Source organism: Methylomicrobium lacus (assembly GCF_041897535.1).
In the GTDB taxonomy this organism is placed as follows: Bacteria; Pseudomonadota; Gammaproteobacteria; order Methylococcales; family Methylomonadaceae; genus Methylomicrobium; species Methylomicrobium lacus_A.
This window is the reverse complement of the sequence record NZ_CP169217.1, coordinates 441,784-462,268: the sequence shown is the minus strand read 5'-3', so window position 1 is coordinate 462,268 and position 20,485 is coordinate 441,784. Positions and strand designations below refer to the sequence as shown.

Annotated in this window: 17 protein-coding genes; 9 read left to right on the top strand and 8 right to left on the bottom strand. The window is 56.4% G+C overall.

Translation table 11 applies throughout. The annotated features are described in order from the left end of the window. Window positions 1-163: 163 nt before the first annotated feature. The 5 genes from ACEPPP_RS02015 (at window position 164) to ACEPPP_RS01995 (ending at window position 5,850) form a co-directional block, all read left to right on the top strand. Entirely contained in the window at window positions 164-484 is a 321-nt protein-coding gene (locus ACEPPP_RS02015) for a hypothetical protein (RefSeq protein ID WP_374089395.1), read from the top strand. A gap of 38 nt (window positions 485-522) precedes the next feature. Then, window positions 523-900, top strand: coding sequence for a hypothetical protein (locus ACEPPP_RS02010; RefSeq protein WP_374089394.1), 378 nt, complete (start codon window positions 523-525; stop codon window positions 898-900). Window positions 901-904: 4 nt separating this feature from the next. Then, window positions 905-1,696 carry a polyphosphate kinase 2 gene (gene ppk2, locus ACEPPP_RS02005; RefSeq protein WP_374089393.1) on the top strand — a complete coding sequence of 264 codons (792 nt, stop codon included), beginning with the start codon at window positions 905-907 and terminating at the stop codon, window positions 1,694-1,696. 278 nt (window positions 1,697-1,974) lie between these two features. After that, window positions 1,975-4,074 carry an Ig-like domain-containing protein gene (locus ACEPPP_RS02000; RefSeq protein ID WP_374089392.1) on the top strand — a complete coding sequence of 700 codons (2,100 nt, stop codon included), beginning with the start codon at window positions 1,975-1,977 and terminating at the stop codon, window positions 4,072-4,074. Between the two features lie 114 nt (window positions 4,075-4,188). Continuing rightward, complete coding sequence (locus ACEPPP_RS01995) at window positions 4,189-5,850, top strand: hypothetical protein (RefSeq protein WP_374089391.1); 1,662 nt, start codon at window positions 4,189-4,191, stop codon at window positions 5,848-5,850. A 2-nt stretch (window positions 5,851-5,852) separates the two neighbouring features. Here the strand turns inward: ACEPPP_RS01995 and ACEPPP_RS01990 are convergent, their stop codons facing one another. The 3 genes from ACEPPP_RS01990 to ACEPPP_RS01980 form a co-directional block, all read right to left on the bottom strand. Further along, window positions 5,853-7,664 (bottom strand): ABC transporter ATP-binding protein, encoded by a 1,812-nt coding sequence (locus tag ACEPPP_RS01990; RefSeq protein WP_374089390.1) that lies wholly within the window; start codon window positions 7,662-7,664, stop codon window positions 5,853-5,855. 88 nt (window positions 7,665-7,752) lie between these two features. Next, a complete protein-coding gene (locus ACEPPP_RS01985) occupies window positions 7,753-8,520 on the bottom strand; it encodes a LytR/AlgR family response regulator transcription factor (protein WP_374089389.1) in 768 nt (255 codons plus the stop codon). After that, window positions 8,514-9,830: a sensor histidine kinase gene (locus tag ACEPPP_RS01980; RefSeq protein WP_374089388.1), complete on the bottom strand. Its 1,317-nt coding sequence runs from the start codon at window positions 9,828-9,830 to the stop codon at window positions 8,514-8,516. The genes ACEPPP_RS01985 and ACEPPP_RS01980 overlap by 7 nt, the downstream gene beginning before the upstream one ends. A 470-nt stretch (window positions 9,831-10,300) precedes the next feature. Here ACEPPP_RS01980 and lpxB point away from each other — a divergent pair, with 470 nt between their 5' ends. Continuing rightward, window positions 10,301-11,434 (top strand): lipid-A-disaccharide synthase, encoded by a 1,134-nt coding sequence (lpxB, locus tag ACEPPP_RS01975; RefSeq protein ID WP_374090866.1) that lies wholly within the window; start codon window positions 10,301-10,303, stop codon window positions 11,432-11,434. On the opposite strand, the gene ACEPPP_RS01970 is transcribed toward lpxB, so the two are convergent. The 5 genes from ACEPPP_RS01970 to ACEPPP_RS01950 all read right to left on the bottom strand — a co-directional run bounded on the left by ACEPPP_RS01970 (window position 11,424) and on the right by ACEPPP_RS01950 (window position 18,726). Beyond that, window positions 11,424-12,125, bottom strand: coding sequence for a DUF2490 domain-containing protein (locus ACEPPP_RS01970; protein ID WP_374089387.1), 702 nt, complete (start codon window positions 12,123-12,125; stop codon window positions 11,424-11,426). The two genes, lpxB and ACEPPP_RS01970, sit on opposite strands and share 11 nt — an antisense overlap. A gap of 23 nt (window positions 12,126-12,148) precedes the next feature. Beyond that, entirely contained in the window at window positions 12,149-13,750 is a 1,602-nt protein-coding gene (locus tag ACEPPP_RS01965) for a glycoside hydrolase family 57 protein (RefSeq protein ID WP_374089386.1), read from the bottom strand. Window positions 13,751-13,759: 9 nt separating this feature from the next. Then, window positions 13,760-14,644 carry a DUF4912 domain-containing protein gene (locus ACEPPP_RS01960; RefSeq protein WP_374089385.1) on the bottom strand — a complete coding sequence of 295 codons (885 nt, stop codon included), beginning with the start codon at window positions 14,642-14,644 and terminating at the stop codon, window positions 13,760-13,762. 288 nt (window positions 14,645-14,932) lie between these two features. Continuing rightward, window positions 14,933-18,379, bottom strand: coding sequence for an AAA family ATPase (locus ACEPPP_RS01955; RefSeq protein WP_374089384.1), 3,447 nt, complete (start codon window positions 18,377-18,379; stop codon window positions 14,933-14,935). A gap of 11 nt (window positions 18,380-18,390) precedes the next feature. Continuing rightward, complete coding sequence (locus tag ACEPPP_RS01950; protein ID WP_374089383.1) at window positions 18,391-18,726, bottom strand: hypothetical protein; 336 nt, start codon at window positions 18,724-18,726, stop codon at window positions 18,391-18,393. A gap of 110 nt (window positions 18,727-18,836) precedes the next feature. Here ACEPPP_RS01950 and ACEPPP_RS01945 point away from each other — a divergent pair, with 110 nt between their 5' ends. Genes ACEPPP_RS01945 through ACEPPP_RS01935 form a run of 3 tightly spaced genes read left to right on the top strand, consistent with a single transcriptional unit; the run spans window position 18,837 to window position 20,474 of the window. After that, the gene (locus ACEPPP_RS01945; protein WP_374089382.1) at window positions 18,837-19,928 is read left to right on the top strand and encodes a methyltransferase domain-containing protein; all 1,092 of its coding nucleotides are present in this window, start codon (window positions 18,837-18,839) and stop codon (window positions 19,926-19,928) included. Then, window positions 19,919-20,071 (top strand): hypothetical protein, encoded by a 153-nt coding sequence (locus ACEPPP_RS01940; RefSeq protein WP_374089381.1) that lies wholly within the window; start codon window positions 19,919-19,921, stop codon window positions 20,069-20,071. The genes ACEPPP_RS01945 and ACEPPP_RS01940 overlap by 10 nt, the downstream gene beginning before the upstream one ends. Continuing rightward, a complete protein-coding gene (locus tag ACEPPP_RS01935; RefSeq protein ID WP_374089380.1) occupies window positions 20,040-20,474 on the top strand; it encodes a hypothetical protein in 435 nt (144 codons plus the stop codon). The genes ACEPPP_RS01940 and ACEPPP_RS01935 overlap by 32 nt, the downstream gene beginning before the upstream one ends. The last annotated feature ends 11 nt before the right edge of the window (window positions 20,475-20,485 follow it).

Here is a 20,485-nt window from a genome sequence, read left to right as displayed (position 1 = left end):
TAACACTCTGTGTAATGCAACGATAAACGCTTTGCGATCCAAGCCGGGCCTTTGGGGTGACGGATCAGGGTTTCGCCAAGCCGTACGCGTGTGTTGCCATTTTGTTGCGGCCTGTTTGGGTGTAACATGTCCGCAGTCTGTCTTCAACACGCGGAGAAAAGCCATGAGCTCCTGCTGCCATGATCCCACCGAACCGCCTAGAATCGATCCCCGCGACGTACTGAGGGAACAGGAGCATTACGATAATCTGGTCCGCGATCTTTTTACCGGCGACCCTGAAAGAATCCTGCTCCGATTGCTGAACGAATCCAATGCTTATCTCAGGGAACTGGCGGCGCTTCGGGCGCATTATCCGGCCGTGCGGTTGCAGGCGATCGCCTTGTTGAATAACAAAAGTTTGGAGACACTGGAGCGCATCGCTGAAAAGGAGCCGGATTCAGCTTTCGGCGCGGCGGCTAGGCAACGGCTCGAGCAATTGCAATAATACGGCATTTCCACACGAAAATATTGGGAGACACGCTGATGAAGGCATGGCAAATACTTGGACTAGGCCCGTTGCTGTTGATGTGTGGCGCGGTTTGGGGCTACGGCAGCAGCAATAGCTCAAAAGCTTGCGCCAAACCCGGCTTCAGTCAATTTTATCCGCCAGACAAGGCGGACGTTGTACCAAACGCCAAATTTTCCTTTTTGGCTTCGCCCAATACCCGGCCGGACACGATCAGGGTGGTCGTCAAAGACTTGTCTGCATCGATTGCAGTCAAACCGGTTCCGCAGGGCTATCAGGTTAGCGGAATGTTGCCATCCGCATTGCATGGGACTTTTGCACGGATCAATATTAGCGCGGAAGGGGCAAGCCAGTGCAAGGGCAGCGGTGGCTGGTTGGTCAATATCGGCGAGTGATCGGATGAACATCAAACATAAACGCGACAAGAAAAAAATCGGCAAGGAAGCGTACAAAGCCACGTTGACGCAATTGCAGATCGAACTGGTCAAGCTGCAAAAGCACATCATCAAGCATGACGAAAAAGTGGTGATCATCTTCGAGGGCCGGGATGCCGGCGGCAAGGACGGCTCTATCAAGCGCATCATTCAGCATCTGAGTCCGCGCGAAACTCGAGTAGTGGCGTTAGGTAAGCCTTCCGACCGGGACAAGAGCAGCTGGTATTTTCAACGCTATGCGCCGCATCTGCCGGCGGCGCAGGAGATGGTGCTATTCAACCGCAGCTGGTATAACCGCGCGGGCGTGGAGCGCGTGATGGGGTATTGCAGCGACCAGGAATATCACGAGTTTCTCGAAACCGTGCCGGATTTTGAATTGATGCTGGTGCGCTCGGGGATCAAACTCTTGAAATATTATTTGGACATCAGTCGGGAAGAACAAAAGCGGCGTCTCGAAGACCGTGAACGGAACCCGCTGAAACAATGGAAAACCAGCCCGGTCGATCTGGAAGCGGTCAAGCATTGGGAGGACTACAGCCTCGCTCGCAATATCATGTTGGCAAGAACGCATCATTTGGATGCGCCCTGGACCGTGGTGCGAGCCGACGACAAAAAAACCGCCCGAATCAATATCATCAAAGACATTTTGTTTCGTCTCGACTATAAGGACAAAGACGAAGCCCTGGTTCTTCCCGATACCGACATCGTGTTCAATTATGCGGAAAGTTATCTGAAAAACGGCATGATTGCTTTGTAGTCTGAAGGACGTTCTAGGTCACGGTCTTGCCGCCGCAAATACCATGGGCTGGAGACTAAACGGGGGTGTTCGTAAAGGCGGCTTATTTAATATGTAAGTTAAAATTTCATTTTTAGTCAAACTTGTATCTGATTTATGTAATATTTATGTATTGGTAACCCTATCACAAAAACAAAGGCGCATTTCTGCAATACTAACAAGGAACTTCAAATTGGTCCGTTGTCCCGCCTTTGGCGATATCGGCCGATTTTATATCGCCATATTGGAGGGCAGTCACCATGCGCCAGATCAATTTTTATTTGTCCGTAGCCATTACGCTAGCCTTGCTGATCGCATTGACCGAAGTCGCTATCGCAAAACCGGCTTCCCGCCACGATCCGAGAACCCAAGCCGGTCCACATTCGGGCAAGATGTATGGCAAAGGCGCGCCTTTCCAGATCGAAGATCTGCCGGCGCGAAGCCATCTACGCCATGCTCTCGAAAGACTTTCAAGAGCGGGCAAACTCAAAGCGATGAGACGTCTGCATGAATTTTCTTTTCCGGAAGCCGATATTGAGTCTTTAGAGGTCGATCAGGAAGGCGGCGTATTTTACAGCGATACCGTAATACCCGAGCCGGTAGCCAGCAACTCCGCTGCGGCTACCTCGGAAACGATTGCTCTGCCGCCGGTCGACGTATTCAAGCTGCATAGCCTTCCCGGTGCAGCCAAAAAAGTATTTCTGGATTTTGATGGCCACGTGATCAGCGGCACGGCCTGGAATTCGACCAACCCAACTTTAAACGCATTGCCATTTGACATCGACGGCGATCCGAATTCGTTCAACGCCGAAGAATTGAACCGGATCCATGAAATCTGGCATCGGGTTGCCGAGGATTATGCGCCTTTCGCTATCGATGTGACGACCGAGGAGCCGTCGACTTTCGGCCCTTCGGTTGGAAGGGTTTTGTTTACCAATAGCACCGATGCATCGGGCCTCGCGATGCCATCCCAATATGCCGGTGGCGTGGCTTATATCAATGTTTTCGGCGGCAGCAAATACGCCAGTTATTATTCGCCCGCGCTGGTCTACTACAACAATTTGAGTTCAGGCTATGCGCCTTATGTGGCCGAGGCGGCCGCGCACGAATTCGGACATAATCTGGGTTTATCGCACGATGGCACCAGCGATGTGGGGTATTATTCAGGCCTCGGCAGCGGCCATTCGTCCTGGGGTCCGATCATGGGCCTCGATTACTACACCAATGTGACGCAATGGAGCAAGGGGGAATATCCTGACGCCAATAACACGCAGGATGACATCAGCATCATTGCGAATAAACTGACGTTTAGAGCCGACGATCACGGCAATGCGTTAGGGACTGCCAGTCTGCTCGCCGTAGAAAGCGACGGCAGCATTCTGGCGACAAACCCGCAAAACGATCCGGGAAACAGCGATCCCTTGAACAAAGGTATCATTGAAAAACAGGGCGATATCGATGTTTTTGCTTTCGATGCCGATGGTGGTACCGTCAATATTACCGTTACGCCGGCTTGGGCCGCATTCACCCGATCCGGCGATACGAACGATCAATCGCGCGGCGCCAATCTCGATGTCAAGGCGACGCTCTATGACGCATCGGGTAGTGTTGTGACCGACAGCGATCCGCTGGACGATACCAACGCCGTGATTAGCGCTTCCGTAAACGCTGGACGGTATTATCTCGCAATCACCGGCGTGGGCAATTCATCGACACCGTATTCCAGCTACGGCAGCGAAGGCGAGTTTTTCATTACGGGTGCAGTGCCGCCGCCTTCCTTCGTCGCCGACACCACGCCGCCGTCGCCAGCTCCGGCCTGGCAAAGCGCGCCAATTGCGCAAAGCGAAAGCAGTATTGCGATGACATCGACACTTGCAACCGATGCTTCCGGCGTGGTCGAGTATCGGTTCATCTGTGTTGCAGGCGGTAATGGGTGCGTCAATAGCGCCTGGCAATCCAGTCCAAATTATGTGATTGGCGGTTTGACCGCCGGAACCAGCTATACCTTTCAAGTCGTGGCCCGGGATGCCGCCGGCAATCAAACGCCTGCTTCATCGATGGCCAGCGCTACAACGTTGACGGTCACTTCGAGCAATCCGGTCAATGATGCGCCGATTGCATTGCCGGATAGTGATACGGTGCGATTAAAAAGATCTGTCAGCATCAATGTGCTGGGTAACGATAGCGATGTCGATGGCGATAATTTGACGATCATTTCTTCAACAAAAGGCACGATTGTCAATGGCAAGAGCATATCCTATAAAGGGCTGATCTTAGGAACCGACACCTTCACCTATACCGTCAGCGATGGTAAGGGAGGCACTGCATCGGCGACCGTAACCGTCACAGTCAGTAAATAGGGCAGTGCATACATTGCGGGAATAAAATTGCCTGCCATCAGGCCGCGAACTTATGCACGCCATCAGAGTCGATAGCCTAGCATTTGAACGTTGCATCATCTGATGGGGATTTCCATGACCAATCATCAATCGAGTACCGCGTCGATCATTACCTTATTTTTACAATGGCTGGACCGCAATGTGCTCGATCTGGGCAGGCAGATGCGCATCAGCTATTTGCCTCCCTTGATGGTTTATCTGGCGGCGGGCGTTGCCGGGCTTACCGGCATCGTCGGGACTTTTTTCGTGAAGGAATCTCTCGGTTTGTCTGCCGAATTTTTGGCCGCTTTGGGGTTTTGGGCGATGCTGCCTTGGGCTTTTAAGATGCCGATGGGGCATCTGGTCGATTTGTTATGGCGCTATAAGGCCGGTCTGGTCTATTTGGGCGCGGCGCTGATCGCCACCAGTTTGCTGATCATGATCAAACTGTTAGGCGATATTGAATACATGCGGCATTTATGGCCGGTCGAAAACTGGTTTGTGTTATCGGCGTTGTTGGCTCCGATCGGTTATGTGATTCAGGATATCGTGGCCGATGCGATGACCGTGGAGGCTGTACGGCGTTTCGATGACGAAGGCCGGCCGCTTCCCGAACCGCAAATTCTGGCCGCGCATACCACGATGCAAACCTTGGGTCGGGTCGCGATCATCGGCGGCAGCCTGCTCGTGGCCGGCGTTAACGTCCTGTTTTTCCGCGGCGTCGAAGCGATGGGCGCGGCCGAGAAGGCCGCGGTTTATCTGTCGATTTACCGCTGGGCGCTTTGGATTCCGGTGATCTCGGTCCTCGGCGTCGCATTGTCGTCTTATTTGCGCTCGCAGCAGGAATGGCGGCTCGCTGCGCAAGGTTTCGAGTTTGAGGATATTGAACGGATCATCGCTACCGGCGCGCATGAAGCGCCCGTGGTCAATTGGCCGCTGTTGGGCGGCGGGCTCGGATTTGCGTTATTCGCGGCGGTGATGGGCTTGGGCGGCTTCTCGAACAGCGAAGAGATCGTCTTCATCGGCTCGCTGGCCATCGTGCTGTTTTTGATGTGGCGGTTGACGATGGACCTCGAAAGCAAAACCCGAAATCAATTGTACGGCACCGCCTTCGTGATCTTCGCGTTTCGCGCGGTGCCGACCACCGGCGCGGGGGAGACCTGGTGGATGATCGACGACCTCGGCTTCGATCAGCAGTTTATCTCGAAACTGTCGCTGATTTCGAGCGCGTTGACCCTGGTGGGCATGTTTGTGTTTCGCCGCTTCATGGCCGAGCGGCCGATTACCTATATTATCGCGGCGCTGACTATCGCGCTGACCTTGCTTTATCTGCCCAATATCGCGCTCTATTATGGGCTGCATCACTGGACCGCAGCACTGACCGGCGGCGTCGTCGATGCCCGCTTCATCGCGCTGGTCGATACCGCGCTCGAATCGCCCCTGGGCCAGATCGCGATGATTCCGATGCTGGCCTGGATCGCCCATTCGGCGCCGAAACAGCTGAAGGCGACTTATTTTGCGGTGATGGCGGCGTTCGTGAATCTGGCGCTGTCCTTGTCGCAACTGTTGACCAAATGGCTGAATCAAGGCTTTGAGATCACCCGCGAGGTTCGCGACGCGGCGAGCGGCCAAATCGTGACGCCCGCGGATTACAGCGAACTCGGCTGGCTGTTGATCGTGGTGATGGGACTGAACTTGATGATGCCGGTCGCGGCGATCGTGTTCGCGAAACGCACTTTGCTAAAGGAACAGCCCTGAATTCAGCCTTCCGGCAGAAAGCCGCCGGCCTGCATGCTCCATAAGCGGTAGTAATAGCCTTGCTGCGCCAGTAATTGGTCGTGTGTGCCGTCCTCGACGATACGGCCCCGGTCGAAAACCAGGATGCGGTCGAGGTAGGCGATCGTCGATAGCCGGTGCGCGACCGCGATCACGGTCTTATGCCCCATCAGCCGGGTCAGATTTTCCTGGATCGTTTTTTCGGTGACCGAATCGAGGCTCGACGTGGCCTCGTCCAGGATCAGGATCGGCGCATCCTTCAGGATCACACGTGCAATCGCGATTCTTTGTCTTTGGCCGCCGGACAGTTTGACGCCGCGTTCGCCGACCAGCGAATCATAGTCTTCGGCCATCGCCCGAATGAAGTCATGGGCATGCGCGAATGTGGCGGCACTGACGATTTCCGCATCGCTCGCTTCGAGCTTGCCGTAACCGATGTTTTCCTTCAGGCTGCGATGGAACAGCGTCGGATCCTGCGGAATCAGGCTGACCTGTTCATGCAGCGATTCCTGCGTTACTTCGGCGATGTCGGCGCCGTCGATGCAGATGTTGCCTTGCTGCGGCTCGAAGTTACGCAAGATCAGGCTGACGAAAGTCGATTTGCCCGAGCCCGAAAAGCCGACGAGGCCGACGCGCTGGCCGGGTTCGATCACCACATTCAGGTTCTTGAAAACCGGTTGATCCTGATCATAGCCAAAGGTGACGTTCCGGAATTCGATGCGCCCTTCGGTGACCTTTAGCGCTTTCGCGTCCGGCGCGTCGATGATCTCGTGCGGCTCGACGATCGTTTCGACGCCGTTCGCGATATTGCCGACATATTCGAAAAACTCCAGGAAATGGCGCGACAGATTGCGCGCATCGCCGATGATGATCAGCGCCAGGCCGACGCTCATCGTAAAATCGCCGACCCCGATCAGTCCGCCTTGCCAGAGCGTCAGCGCATAATAAATCGTGCCCAGTTTCAACGCGGCGGCGGAGATGAACTGAAACCAGCGCACCCGTTCCATATACCAGAAAGTTCGGCGCGCGGCTTTCAGTTCGGTGTCCAAGAAACCTTGCAAATAATCGCGTTCGAATCGCTGGCGCGCAAACAGCTTGGCGTTCAGGCTGTTGGTGACCGAATCGACGATCTTGCCGTTGACCATGCTGCGAATGCCGGCATAGCTTTGCGCATAAGGCCGGCAGCGGGTGGCCAGCCAGAACGAGATCGCGACATACAGAAAGACCCAGGCTGTGACGAACAACCCGAGGCCCTGATGCACGCCCAGCAGCAAGCCGGCGGAGACGCTGAAGGTGACCGTGATCGGCCAGAAATCGCACAGCACCGCCCAGGTCGTGTGATTCACGCTGATCGCGGTTTCGCTGATCCGGTGCGCGAGCGCGCCGGCGAAATGGCTGCTGAAATAGCGCGCCGAATGGCATTGCAGATAGGTGAACAAGGCGCGCGTCGTGCGCTGGCGCAGTTTGGGGCCGATCGTGATCAAGACCGCACCACTGGCCCGGCTGCACAGAATTTCGGCGATATTCAACCCGGACAAGAGCAGCAAGGGCCCTCGCAATGCATCGAGCGCGGTCCGGGCATCGGGGAGGCCGTGCGAGACGCCTTCCATGATGGCTTTGATCGCATAAGGCACCAGGATGCTGCCGGCCGCCTGGCCGGTCTCGAAGATGAACATCAACAATATCCAGCCCTTGAAACTGGACAGGCAGTACAGGATGAAGCGGATCGTGCCGGTAGGCAACGGCGGCGCATCGGCGGCTCGGCGCGGCGTTCGGGCGGATAAGGTTTTAGGCATCAACGGCAGGCTTTGGGCTGGGCAAAGGTTAATTATACCTGCCCGCTGATTTCGATTGCCGGAATAATCGCGGTTTGACGATGACAAATCAAGGGGCTTTCAGGCGTTCGCGCAGCGCCGGTAAAAAGTCCGGCCCGATGTCCAATTTAACCGGGCTGTTTTTGAAAACGATTTTATAGACGTTATTTTCGCCGATGCGCGGCTCCAGTCGACGTGCATGTTGCAGATTAATCAGATTGCGCCGGTGGATTTGGAAAAACCCGCGCATTTTCCATTCCTTCAGCGTTCCGTCGATGCCGTCCAATTCGCCGCCGCTGACCAGACCGATTTTGACCGTATTCACGCCGTTGTTTTTCTGAACGTAAAGCACTTCGTCGGGATCAAGGTATTCGGTGCAGAAAAGTTTTTCGCCCGACGGGTCGTCGATACGGTGGCGGACCGCGAGGCGTTCCGCTTCGGATTTTGCGCTCGGGAAGTTGCGCCGCACCCAGTCGAGCGTTCGGTCGATTGCTGCATTGTCAACCGGCTTGACCAGATAGTTGACCGGGAAGGACTGGAAGGCTTCGACCGCATGCTCCCGGTAGCCGGTCACGAAAACGATCCAGGGCTTTTTTTCCAGGCGCTGCAAATTCAGCGCAAAATCGAGACCCGCGCGGCGGCTTTCGGTCTGGATGTCGATGTCGAGAAAAATGCCTTCGATCGCATCATCGGCCTGGACCAGCTCCCACGCTTTGACGGTGCCGTCCACCGCGCCGATCACCTCGATATCGAGATGCCGGCTGTGCAGCATCGCGGCCAATTCGTCGCGTGCCAAGGCCTCATCATCCACGATGATCACGCGTCGATTCCTTACCATGGCTGACTCCTTTTCGGCAGTATCAAGGTAATTTCTGTTCCCATTTTTTCCTGGCTCGTTATGTCGATTGTAGCGGCGCCATCGTAGGCGATTTTCAAGGTCTCTTGCAATTGAAAAAGGCCGTTGCCGCTGCCCCGTTCTGAATTGACCGGCTGCTTGCCCAGCAACTCCAGGCGGTTAGGCGCGATGCCGCGGCCGTCATCCTCGATGCTTAATGCCATTTGCTTGCCGAGATCGGCGCCGGCAACCCGCAGAGTTAATATACCGGAATGGCCGCGCCCGTGCAGCAGCGCATTTTCGGCGAGCGTCAGCAGGCTGCGCGGCGGAATCTGACAGTCCAGCAACGAGGAAGGGATATCTTGTTCAAAGTGGAAGGCGCCGGGGAAGCGCAGATGCTGGAAATCGAGATAGTTTTCCAGTTGTGCCAGTTCCTGGCTTAGGCTGATCGAATTGGCTCTTGCAATCTGCCGGGTATCGTCGAGAAAACGCGCCAGTTTGACCACATAATCGGAGGCTTGCTCGGGGTCTCGGCGGATCAGCGCCTTGATCGAGTTTAGTGTATTGTTGATGAAATGCGGTTCGATCTGCGCGTGCAATGCCCTCAGTTCGGCTTGCTGCGCCTGCGTTTTCAGCCGGTCGCGTTCCATGTCCTGCATCACCGAGTGAAACAGCAGGCAGCCCAGGCAATTGACCGTGATCTCCGGGATGATCGTTTCCCTGATCGTCGCAATCGCCAGAACGTGCGGGTCGCTTAGCGAAACGATCAAATATTTTTGCACAACCGTGCCGACCAAGACCGTCGCCAGGGTGCCCTGGCGGCTGTTGATATGCGGCCAAACCTGCTTTGCCAAACCCGCCCCCAAGCCGAGCAATACGGTCGAAATGCCGCTCGCAAAACCTACGAAGCCGCCGAGCAGCCAGCGTTCGCCGCCCGCGATCAAGCCCGCGCCGAGCCCGGTCCAGGGGCCTCCGAACAGACCGGCGGAAAGCACCAACATGTCGCGGAAACTGAGGATAGCTTGCATCTGTTGCAGGCCTGCCGGTTGCCTGGAGAGATATTCGATTACCGCGCCGTTCCGGCTGATGTCCAGCACGATGCCGTTATGGGTGCCGACGATCGCCAAGGCGCCGAAATAGACTGCCGCAACCAGGCGATGCCGCCAAAACTGGTTAACGCCGCGCATTGCCTGCTTGAACCAAGGCTGCCGGATCGCCATATACGTCACGACGATGACCACGCAGGCACGCTGCAAAAGTTCTGGCGTATTGGCCAGCCAATGGAAGAATATTTCGATCGACGGAGTATTCACGGGCGCAGAAGACGTATAAAAAACGTTAGGTCTATATTAGCAAGTTTATCCAATTAATGTGGGGTTTTTATTTGGTGAAACCGGTATTTCGTCGCATATTTTAGGTCATTTGCGAGAGCAAGCGGGACGTGGCGTCAATTTGGGTGGATGATTGGGCTGACGCCGTAGTAGCAAAAATGAGTTTTTTGCGATACGGCCAATTTTTACATCATATTCCGGCCGAAGCGATGGCGTCCCCGACGCAGGCGCAAGACGGCATCAGGCTGGCCTGGCGTTTGGCTTGCCGTAAGGCCGGCATCAGCGAAATTGGCAATGCAATTTGCGGCAGAGGCTGCGATTTGTCATATCAGAACGGGTCACAGGTTTGTCGCGTATCGGGTATATGATTTGCCTGAAATCGACTTACAATAGACGCCTTCAAACCCATAAACGAGGATTCTGTCTTGTCGGATCACCAGCCCTATAAAGTCATGTTCAGCGCCGGCGAAGCGTCGGGCGAGCAGCATGCCGCCCATCTATTTATCGAAATGAAAAAACTCCAGCCCGGCATTCGCGGCATCGGCATGGGCGGCGCGAAGATGGCGGCGGCGGGGATCAATGTGCGCTACGATTCATCGCAAATCGCGGTGATCGGCGTGGTCGAGGTGATCAAGCATTATGCCGAAATCCGCCGCGCGCTGAAATTGATGCAGGCGCTGCTGGCGGCCGAGCGCCCCGATTTGCTGATCTGTGTCGATTACAAGGAGTTCAATTTCAAGCTGGCGACTTACGCCAAACGGATCGGCATCAAGGTGCTGTTTTATGTCAGCCCGCAGGTGTGGGCATGGCGTCCGGGAAGGGTCAAAAAGTACGGGCGGGTGATCGACATGATGGCGGTGATCTTTCCGTTCGAAACGGCGTATTACGAGGCCGAGAACGTGCCGGTGCGCTATGTCGGCCATCCCTCGGTCGACAGGGTCCGTCCTCACTACAGCAAAAGCGAGGATTTTCTGCGCTTCGGCTTGAATGCGGAAAAACCGGTCGTCGGCCTGTTGCCGGGCAGCCGGGGCGGCGAAATCAAACGCATGCTTCCGGTGATGCTGGCGGCGGCCGAATTGCTTGCGGAACGTATTCCAGGCGTGCAGTTCATCCTGCCGCAAGCCGGATCGATTGCCGACGATGTGCTGCAAAGCTATCTGCAAGCCTCGAAGGCGAAAATCAAGGCGATCAAGGATCAACCGTATGATGTGATGCAATGCTGCGACGCGGTCATGACGACCTCCGGCACCGCAACGCTCGAAGTCGCCTTGCTGACCGTGCCGATGGTCGTTTGCTATAAACTATCGCCTCCGACCTACTGGCTGGGCCGATTGCTGGTCAAAACGCCGTTCATCGGCCTGCCGAACATCGTGGCCGGCAAAGGCATCGTGAAGGAGTTGATTCAACACGAGGCCAGCCCCGAAAATCTAGCCGTCGAGATCGGCCTTATCCTGACCGACGCGGCTTACGCCCGGCAAATGCATGATAATCTGCAAGGCGTCAAGGAGAGGTTAGGGCAGGGCGGCGGTTCGAAAAACATGGCCGCGCTGGCGTTGGAGATACTGGCTTCGGCTCCTAAAAAGTGATATTGAAATTGGTCAGCCAGATGTGATTGGCTCCATCCGGCGCGCCGAAATTATTCACGTATTGAAACTGATAGCCGGTATCGATATTGATCTTGGGCGTGATCTTGTAGCCGATGCCGACATAACTTCGGTTCTGGTTGATGCCGGGCTGAACCGAATGGGCCAGGCGGCCCTCGTTGAGCGAATTGAAATACACGAACAACTCGTCAGCTGCGATCAGATAAGTCTTGGTTTCGGGCTGCGTGTAGACAAAACGGAAACGGTGGCGCATCCGGAAGGCGGTATCCTCGTCCGCAAAAAAACGCTCCTCCAGGCGGAAGCGGTATTGAAAATTCAATTGCGGCGTCCAATTGTCGATCCATTGCACCTGCTGCATGAAATCGTGGGTGGCCAGGTCGAAGTCGGTATCCTTGCCGTATTCGCCCTGCCAGGTGTAACCGAGCCAGAATTGCAGCTTCGGGGTCAATTTGTAGCCCAGCAGGGGCCTGGCAATGATCTGGCTGAATTCGCCGTTGTCGTGTTTGGTACGCGGCGCCAACTCCAGAAAAGCCAGATAGTTGCTGCCGCCGAAGTCGGTCTGATAGGTATTGCTGAGCCACATGCCCCAGTCATCCTTGACCGGAGCCGCCGTGGCGAGAGGGGATGCGGTGATCAAGCCGGCGAACAAGAGAGCGTGTGAAAGTTTCCGCATGGCTGTACCCGTGTGGGTTAAGTTTACGACGGCTTCAATGCGCGGTAATGCCTAAAATCAATGTCAGGAAAGATATTATCCATGATTTCGAGCGCGGTCAGATAGCGCTCGTCGATCTTGCCCTTGCGCAGGCTGTCGTATAAATAATTGAAACGGGCCAGATGGTCGGTGATTCGCTTGTTCGCGTATTCTGTCGTGGTGCCCGATTTCATGATGAACGGCCAGTCGGAAGACTGCGCGAGCAACAGCGAGCGGACCGCCTGATTGAATGCCCTTTTCTGTAGCGGATTGACCGAGACGCCTTCCAGTTCGGCGACGAAGTCTTCCAGTTGTCGGGCGGCTTGGTGCAGGAAAGGGTAGATCCAGTCGTTCGTCTCGTTGATCCAGTAGCTAGAATAGCCTTGCGCGCCCCAGGTCGAGGCGGACGGCGTGGCGACTTGCGGCGACGGGACTTCGGTTAAATAATCGCCGCAACTGACCGTCCGGATGCCGTTTGACTTTTCGCTCGCGATGCGCAGCACCTGTTCGAGCCAGTAGGGGCCTTCAAACCACCAATGGCCGAACAATTCGGCATCATAGGGCGCGACGACATGCGGCGGCCGGTCCATGCGGCTTGCCAGCGCGTCGATTTGCTGCTGGCGTTTTTGGATGAAATCGCGCGCATGCAGTTCCGCTTTCGCCCGCGCGGCTTTCGGAGTGTAGATCTGCTTCGGTTGGTTTTCGCCGGTTACCCGGTAATATTTGATGCCGGTATTCGCGCGAATGTGTCCGTCCAGAATATACGGGCCGATATAGTCCAGGTCCAGATCGAAACCGATGTCGCGGTAATATTCGCGGTAATCGAAATCGCCGGGGTAGCCCTGTTTGGAACTCCAGACCTGCTCTGACGATTCGGGGTCGCGCGCAAACGCGGCAACGCCGTTGTCGCAGGCCAGGGGCGCATAGACGCCGTTGACCGGCGGCTGGCTGGCATTCAGCAGGCTGTGCGCATCGACGAAAAAATACGCGATGCCGGCGTCTTTCAGGAAGGCTTCGAGCCCCGGATAATACCCGCATTCGGGTAGCCAGAATCCTCTCGGCGCGGTGCCGAGGTGAGCGCGGAAGGTGTCGGCGCCGACGTTGATTTGGTTGCGCACCGCGGCTTCGCTGACGCTGAGCAAGGGCAGAAAGCCGTGCGTCGCGGCGGTCGTGATCAGTTCGAGCTTGCCGAGCGCCTGATGCCTGCTGAACGCGCCGAGCAAATCGCCGTGGTACTGGTTTTGATAAACAGCCAGCGCATGCCGGTAAAAACGGCGGTACAGCCGCGCCAGTTTATTGAATTCCGGCGCCTTGCGGGTCCTGACGATTTCCTTTTCGGCCAGTTCGATCAGCTGGTGCAGATGCTTCAGGTAACGGCTCTGCAGCAGTTCGTCGCGCAGCATTGAAATCAACGGCGGCGACAGCGACAAGGTCAAACGGTAGTCGATTTGATCGTCTTCCAGCCGGTCGAGCATGCCGATCAGCGGGATATAGCATTCGGTCATCGCCTCGAACAGCCAGTTTTCTTCGAAAAAACTTGGGTGTTCGGGATGGCGCACGAAGGGTAGATGCGCATGCAGGATGATGCTGAGGAAGCCTTTTTGCATCGGAATGCCTTAGAGTCCGAGTCCAGAAGCTCTTCCGGAAGCAATTTCCGGTTCGACAGACGGTGCGTGTTCGGGAATCAGTTCCGCGTCGATTCGGTTGAGTTTGAAGATGGTCATCAATTCGATATAAAGTTTTGCAAGATCGCGGGTTGGGGTGGCCTGATGGCTCGGATGCAGCTTGATCGCCCAGCCTTCCGGGAAATGCGCGCCTTCCTGCTGCGCCGCACTCAAGATGCCCTGCAATTGGTTCACCGCAAGCGCGGGCTCCTTGGCGGCCGTGGCCGGATGCTCCAGGGCAAGCTGATTTCTGTTCGGCGCGGTCGGTACATGTATCAGATTCGACTGGGCGAGCACGTCGAGCGTACGGTCCTGTTTCAACGTGCCCAGGGTGGCGGAATAGTACGTATCGTCGATCGGCAGGCGCACCTTCTTCCGGTTTGCGGGGTTGTCGGCAGGAATGTCGAACCAGATGTTCGAGCGGGTGATCTCCTGTGCCGCGTCCGGCCGCCAGTATATGCGCAGGGTCAAAGGCTGCTGGGCAGGCGCCGACTTTTGGGCGTTGGCTCCGGTTTCCCAGAACGCATAGAGGTGATGGGGGTCGACCGGCAGCAACAATAACTCAGGCATGTTGTTCGAAGCTTTCGGCGCGAAACGTTGGCTGATGTCCTGGCCGATCGCCTGCAATTCCCGATGGCTGAAGCCACCCACTGGCGTCTCATCGGGCAAAGCGGCGGCCTGCTGCGGTGACGTCATGCTTGCCGGCGGCCAAGAGCGGGCCGCAGTCAGCGCCGCCTTATCCGGCGAGAACTTAAGACTGATCTCCGTGCTGATCGCCAGCATTTCATCCCGGGTCAGTTCGATGGGAGAACGAGGTTCCACATCTTCAAAAGTCATCAACATGCATAGACGGTGTTTAAACTTTACCGGGATTTTTTTACCGCATCCGGCGAAATGATCCTTTTTCGGCTCTGTTCAGCGGGCGCGCCAGCTGCAAAGGCAAAATTGTTGCGGCCAGTATAATCAATTTAGCGCGGCTCGCCAATTGGTCCGGCTAAAAGATCGGTTTTCCTGGGGTGGCTGGGAAGGGAATGGGCTAAAAAGCGCAGGGCTCGCGCAGGTTTTCCTGGGCGAAGCCGAAAAAGACACTCCGCGCAAAAGGCTTCGCGCAACGGCATCGCCCTGTCAAGAAGCCATTTTCAGCATGCCCATGCCGTTCGGTTTTTTGACGATCTGCAGGCGCGCCTTGAAGCGTTTCTGCACGCTTTCGACATGCGAGATCACGCCGACCGTTTTGCCGTGCTGCGTATGCAGGCTTTCGAGCGTGCTGATCACGCTGAACAGGGTGTCGGCGTCGAGGCTGCCGAAGCCTTCGTCGAGGAACAACGAATCGACCGATTTGCCGTTGCTGGCCAGTTCGGAAAGCCCCAATGCCAGGGCCAGGCTGACCACGAAGCTCTCGCCGCCGGACAGGCTCCGCGGCAGGCGGCGCGCGTTGCCTTGCAAGGTGTCCTCGATCTCGAGCGCGAGGCCTTTCTCGCTCGGCATTTTGCGCAGGTAATAACGGCCGCTGAGCTTTTCGAGCAGGGCGTTGGTCTTGCCGAGCAATTGGTCGGCGATTTTCTCTTGCACGCGGCGGCGGAACGCCATGCCGTTTTCGGCATGGATCAGTTGCTGCTCTTCGGTCAATGCCTTCACGATCGCTTCCTGTTCTTCGTATTGGGCGTGTACCGCATCGTATTTGCTGTGCAGGCGCTCCTGCTCCTTCAGCAGGTTGTCCAGATGCCGCACTTCGAAATGCGCGATTTCGAGTTTTTGCGAGACGTCGTGTACCTGGGCTCCGATGTCGTCGAGCGACAGCTCGGTGTCTTTTTCGAGCGCCGCGGCCTCCAGTTGCTGCCGGTTGCTCTCGAGCCTCGCCGACGTTTCGGCGGCCCGCTGGGCCATATAAGCGGCTTTCTGTTCCAGTTCGGGGCGGGACGCCTGCTGTGCCAGAGTCTCCTTGACCTCTTCGACGCCGGAGAAATTGGCTTCGCGCATTTTTGCCTGCAGATTTTTCTCCAGCAAGTTCGCTTGCGCCTGCTTTTCGGCAAGCCGTATGCGCTCGGCCGCAATCAGCTTCTGTTTGTCGAGCAGCGCCAAATGCAGCGCGACGATTTCTTCCTTTTGCAGTTTGCGGCTGAACCCGGCAAGCTTTTCTTCCAAGCCCTTCAGCTCCTCGCGCAGCGCCTTGTCGCTGGCCGCCAACGTTGCCAGGTCCTCCTCCAGGCCCTGTTTCCGAATCAGCTGGCTGTGATAATCGTGCCGGCGGCGGCTGAGCTTGTCATAAAACAGCTCTTCCTTGCCTTTGCCGGGCATTTTTTCGCCGATCAGGGCCAGCTGTTGATCGACCTTGACCGCCAGTTCCTTTTCTTCCTGAACCGCCGCGGTCAACGCATTGACGACTTCAAACGGATTCTGCGGCTGATCTTCCCGTTCCGCTTCGAGTTTCTGGTAGGTGGCGGTCAGTTGCTCGATCGCGGCGTTGCTTTTTACGAGCTGGGCCTTCAGTTTTTCGATGCTCTGAATCTTGTTCTTGTGTTTGCCGAGCAGAAAAGCGATTTCCTTGAATTGCTTGTCTTCCTCGTCATAGAGTTCGCCCATGCGTTTGATCTGATCGATTTCGAGGCTTTGCCCGATGTTCAGCCGGTTGCGGAGCGTTCCCCATTGCGCCTGGATCTGCCGCGCCTTTTGATTCGTCAGCGCATATTTTTCCGCCAGCCTGCGCGCATCTTCGACCTCGATTTCCAGCCGCTCGGCCCGCGCGGTTTCGGAGCGTACCCGCGCCTGCTGATCGACCAGCGCCTTCTCGGAACTGCCGATGGCGGGTTGCTGTTTCGCATAGGGGTGCTGCAACGCGCCGCACAAAGGGCAGGGCTTGCCGTCGATCAAATGATGGCGGTCGGCCTCCATCCGTTTCATCATGTTTTCGCGGTATACCGCGCCTTCGAGGATCAGCCGGATGTTCTCGTCGCGTTTGATCGTTTCGCGAAGTTCCGCGAGTTCTGCCGCCAGCGCATCCGGATCGGGCGCCTCGCTCGGCGCTTTTCTGAACAGCCCGAACAGGCCGGAGCCGTTGCCGGCGAGCTTCCGGTACTGTATCGCCATATCCTGCAATGCCTTGAACGACTTGACGCGCTCCTGTTGTTCACGGTGCAATTCGGCAAGATCATCGGGCGTTCTGCCTTGCAGCAGCGCGGTGACGGTACTTTCCTCGGCGGCGATTTGCTCCTGCAAACGGGCGACATTCGCGGTTTCCTTGTCGATCGCGGCCTGCGTATTCCGCAGCGCCGCCGAAGCGTTCTTGGCCCAATCGTCGAACGCCTTTTGCTTTTGGCTCAGTTCCTTGATTTCCGCGCGCAGATTTTTGAGTTTGATCGTCTCGGGGAAGTTATCCACCAGGGGCGCATCGGAGGCATGCTGTTCGAGCCAGGCGTCGACCTCCTGCAAGGCGGCTTTCTTTTCGACGCCTTGCGCGGCCAGGGCCTGTAATTTGCCCGTTTGCATCGAACGCGCCAGATCGAGCTGGCTCATTTCTCCTTGCAGGTCGTAAAGCGCTTGCTGTTGATTTTCGAGCGACTGATTTCCCAGGGCTTCCGGCGCTATCTGGGGCTGACCGTAGCCGGCCAGCAAGTCTTCGAGTTGTTTCAATTCGGCCGTCAACGCCGTCAATGCCGACTGGCTCTCCTGCACCGCCTGATTGCTGTGCTGAAGCGCCTCCAGGTCATTCGCGAATGGCTTCAAGTCCTCTAAAGTATCCAGGCGGGTCAGGATTTTTTGAATGCGCTGATGCTCGTTTTCGAAGTCCTGCAATTCCTTTTGTTGCCCTTCGATCCGGCCTTGCAGGGCATCGATCTTTTGCAGCGCGAGCTGCTGTTCCTGCAGGCGGCTTAATTCCGCCTGCAATTCGATAAACTGCGCGTTGAAGTCCTGCAAGTCATGCTCGGAGGCTTCCCGTTTCGCCGCGTCCATGATCGGCACCCGTGTCAGTTCCTGGCTGACCCGCTCCAGACTCTGCTTGGCCTCGGCGAGCCGGGTTTCGATATCGCGCTTATGATCCGCATAAATATCGCTGCCGACGATTTTTTCGAGTATGTCCATCCGCTCGCTGTCCAGCGCATTCAGAAACGCGGCGAAATCGCCCTGCGCCAGCATGATCGAACGGGTGAAATTGCGGAAATTCATGCCGGTGATTTCGGTCATCCGGGCATTGACTTCGTGCGGCGTCGCCGCCAGTACTTCCTCCTGATCGCTCAGACGCAAAAGCTGCATCTCGGTCGGCAATAATTCGCCGTTCGCATCGCGCAGCACACGCCAGATCGAGCGGTATTTATCCAGGCCCAGCGCAAACACGATCTCGGAAAAACACTCGGCGGTATGCCGGGTCATCACATGCTCGGCCGGGCGGTCGAAGCGATAAGTCTCGCCGTACAAGGCCAGCGTAATCGCGTCCAGAATGCTGGATTTTCCCGAACCGTTCGGGCCGGTGATCGCAAACACGCCGGTGTCGGCGAACGGAGATTGCTCAAAATCGATCCGATGCTCGCCTTCCAACGAGTTGACGTTTTTGAAGTGAATGCTGAGAATCTTCATGGGTTATTGTTTTATAAATCGATGGAAGGCGCGTTGGTAAGGGCGTTCAGGATACGCACATAATATACGATGAGACCTTCAGAGAAAACCGTTCTGATGCCTTTTCTCTCTATTGATGGAGGTCCCTCGGCGTGTGAAGTGGAAGAATCCCTGACCGCTTTTAACAGGTTCTTAATCCAGTCATGTTTACTTGCGACTTTATTATTGCTGGCGTCGAATGTTACTGTACAAGGCATCATCATCGCGGTAACTTTGGCGATGTTGGCGGGAGGCGCATTCAATTCTCGGCGGCGTCTTTGTTCGGTATCGGCTTGGTCAGTGGCAACGCGAAACCGTGGTGATCTCATCCATTGCGTTATCCTGGTTACTGACGCTGCCCTGTGCGGCTGTTTTAGCCGCGTTCATTTACTTCATTGCCGTAGGCAACTAAACCCATCATAAAAACAAGAGGCTTCTCATGACTACCCGTATAGAAATCAGCGAATCGGTCCGCCATTACTATGGCCAGGTTCTACAATCCAGCAGCGACCTGAAAACCAGTGCGTGTTGCAGCATCGATGCCATGCCCGGTTATTTGAAAGCCTTGCTGACCGGTCTGCATCCGGAAGTGCTGGAACGCTTTTACGGCTGTGGCTCGCCCCTGCCGCCGGCTTTAGAAGGGAAGACCGTCCTCGATCTGGGCTGTGGTAGCGGCCGCGACTGCTATTTGCTGTCGAAGCTGGTCGGTCCCACGGGACGGGTTATCGGGGTGGATATGACCCCCGAGCAACTGGAAGTGGCTGTCCGCTACCGCGACTGGCACGCCGAGCGCTTTGGCTATGCGAATGTCGAGTTTCTGCACGGGCACATCGAAAATCTGGCCGCTATCGGGATTGCCGACGACTGCATGGATGCAGGAGGTAGAGCAATGCAGGGAGCAATTGCCGACAATAGTATCGACGTGGTGGTGTCCAATTGTGTGATCAACCTGTCGCCGGAAAAGCCCCGTGTCCTGGCGGAAATCTTCCGCGTATTGAAACCGGGAGGCGAGCTGTACTTTTCCGATGTGTTTGCCGATCGCCGCATCCCCGCCGAATTGCGCCGGGATCCGGTGCTACTGGGCGAGTGTCTGGGCGGGGCGCTGTACTGGGAGGACTTCCGGCGTATTTTGCATGAGTTAGGCTGTCCGGACGTACGCGCCGTCAAACAAAACCCCATCAGCCTCGATGATCCGGAGGTGTATGCCAAAATCGGCATGGTCAAATTCCAATCGGTCACGGTCCGCGCCTTCAAAATGCCGTTGGAAGACCGCTGCGAAGATTTCGGCCAGGTGGCTGTCTACCTGGGCAGCATCGATCAGCATCCGCACGGTTTCGATCTGGACGATCATCACCATTTCGAAACCGGCCGGCCCTTGCGGGTCTGCGGCAATACCGCCGATATGCTGGCCGGCAGCCGCTATGGCGAGCACTTTCAGGTGTTGGGCGATAAATCCCGCCACTTCGGCTTGTTCGATTGCGCGCCCGGAGCGCGCAGCGACGTCCCCCAGGCGGACGGTGCATGCTGTTGAAAGCCGGGGCCGAAGCCGCCAGCCAGTTGATTGAAACCCTACCGGCAGAGCATCGGCCGGTGTTGTTCCGCTACGCGCTGCTGCAATTGTGCGACGATGCGCTGGCCGACGATGCCGTACAGGAAACCTTGTTGGCGGCATAGCGCCGGTGAAGTCGTCGTTTCGGAAGTCGACTTAGACGATAACGGCGACGGCGATACCGACGAGGACGACTTTTTCATGCGCAACGGCCACTGGAATGGCGGTCCCAGTACCTGGAACGATCCGGAAGCCGCCGCCCTAAAGCAACAGGAGTTTTGGAGCATCTCCCCCGTAAAAGGTAAGGGCTTTCAGGCTGTCCAGGGTGAGATACTGTTGCGTCAAAGTATTAACCCGGCCCGGCAAAAACAAGATTCTTGGCGTGACGATTGTCGGCGCACATGCCGCCTCGCCGGCTTTTGCGCACAGATAGGCCGTGACATATCGATCAACGCGGTAATGATCTGGGCGAACGCATGCAAAACGCCTTTGTTGAAGCGCTTTGGCATTAAAAGCAAGCGATTTTGATCGGCTGCGGC

Excerpts from the sequence above, each read along its gene's own strand:
- ACEPPP_RS02015 (WP_374089395.1), top strand. The coding sequence starts at position 164 with ATGAGCTCCTGCTGCCATGATCCCACCGAACCGCCTAGAATCGATCCC.
- ACEPPP_RS02010 (WP_374089394.1), top strand. The coding sequence starts at position 523 with ATGAAGGCATGGCAAATACTTGGACTAGGCCCGTTGCTGTTGATGTGT.
- ppk2 (WP_374089393.1), top strand. The coding sequence starts at position 905 with ATGAACATCAAACATAAACGCGACAAGAAAAAAATCGGCAAGGAAGCG.
- ACEPPP_RS02000 (WP_374089392.1), top strand. The coding sequence starts at position 1,975 with ATGCGCCAGATCAATTTTTATTTGTCCGTAGCCATTACGCTAGCCTTG.
- ACEPPP_RS01995 (WP_374089391.1), top strand. The coding sequence starts at position 4,189 with ATGACCAATCATCAATCGAGTACCGCGTCGATCATTACCTTATTTTTA.
- ACEPPP_RS01990 (WP_374089390.1), bottom strand. The coding sequence starts at position 7,664 with ATGCCTAAAACCTTATCCGCCCGAACGCCGCGCCGAGCCGCCGATGCG.
- ACEPPP_RS01985 (WP_374089389.1), bottom strand. The coding sequence starts at position 8,520 with ATGGTAAGGAATCGACGCGTGATCATCGTGGATGATGAGGCCTTGGCA.
- lpxB (WP_374090866.1), top strand. The coding sequence starts at position 10,301 with ATGTTCAGCGCCGGCGAAGCGTCGGGCGAGCAGCATGCCGCCCATCTA.
- ACEPPP_RS01970 (WP_374089387.1), bottom strand. The coding sequence starts at position 12,125 with ATGCGGAAACTTTCACACGCTCTCTTGTTCGCCGGCTTGATCACCGCA.
- ACEPPP_RS01965 (WP_374089386.1), bottom strand. The coding sequence starts at position 13,750 with ATGCAAAAAGGCTTCCTCAGCATCATCCTGCATGCGCATCTACCCTTC.
- ACEPPP_RS01960 (WP_374089385.1), bottom strand. The coding sequence starts at position 14,644 with ATGACTTTTGAAGATGTGGAACCTCGTTCTCCCATCGAACTGACCCGG.
- ACEPPP_RS01955 (WP_374089384.1), bottom strand. The coding sequence starts at position 18,379 with ATGAAGATTCTCAGCATTCACTTCAAAAACGTCAACTCGTTGGAAGGC.
- ACEPPP_RS01950 (WP_374089383.1), bottom strand. The coding sequence starts at position 18,726 with ATGAGATCACCACGGTTTCGCGTTGCCACTGACCAAGCCGATACCGAA.
- ACEPPP_RS01945 (WP_374089382.1), top strand. The coding sequence starts at position 18,837 with ATGACTACCCGTATAGAAATCAGCGAATCGGTCCGCCATTACTATGGC.
- ACEPPP_RS01940 (WP_374089381.1), top strand. The coding sequence starts at position 19,919 with ATGCTGTTGAAAGCCGGGGCCGAAGCCGCCAGCCAGTTGATTGAAACC.
- ACEPPP_RS01935 (WP_374089380.1), top strand. The coding sequence starts at position 20,040 with ATGCCGTACAGGAAACCTTGTTGGCGGCATAGCGCCGGTGAAGTCGTC.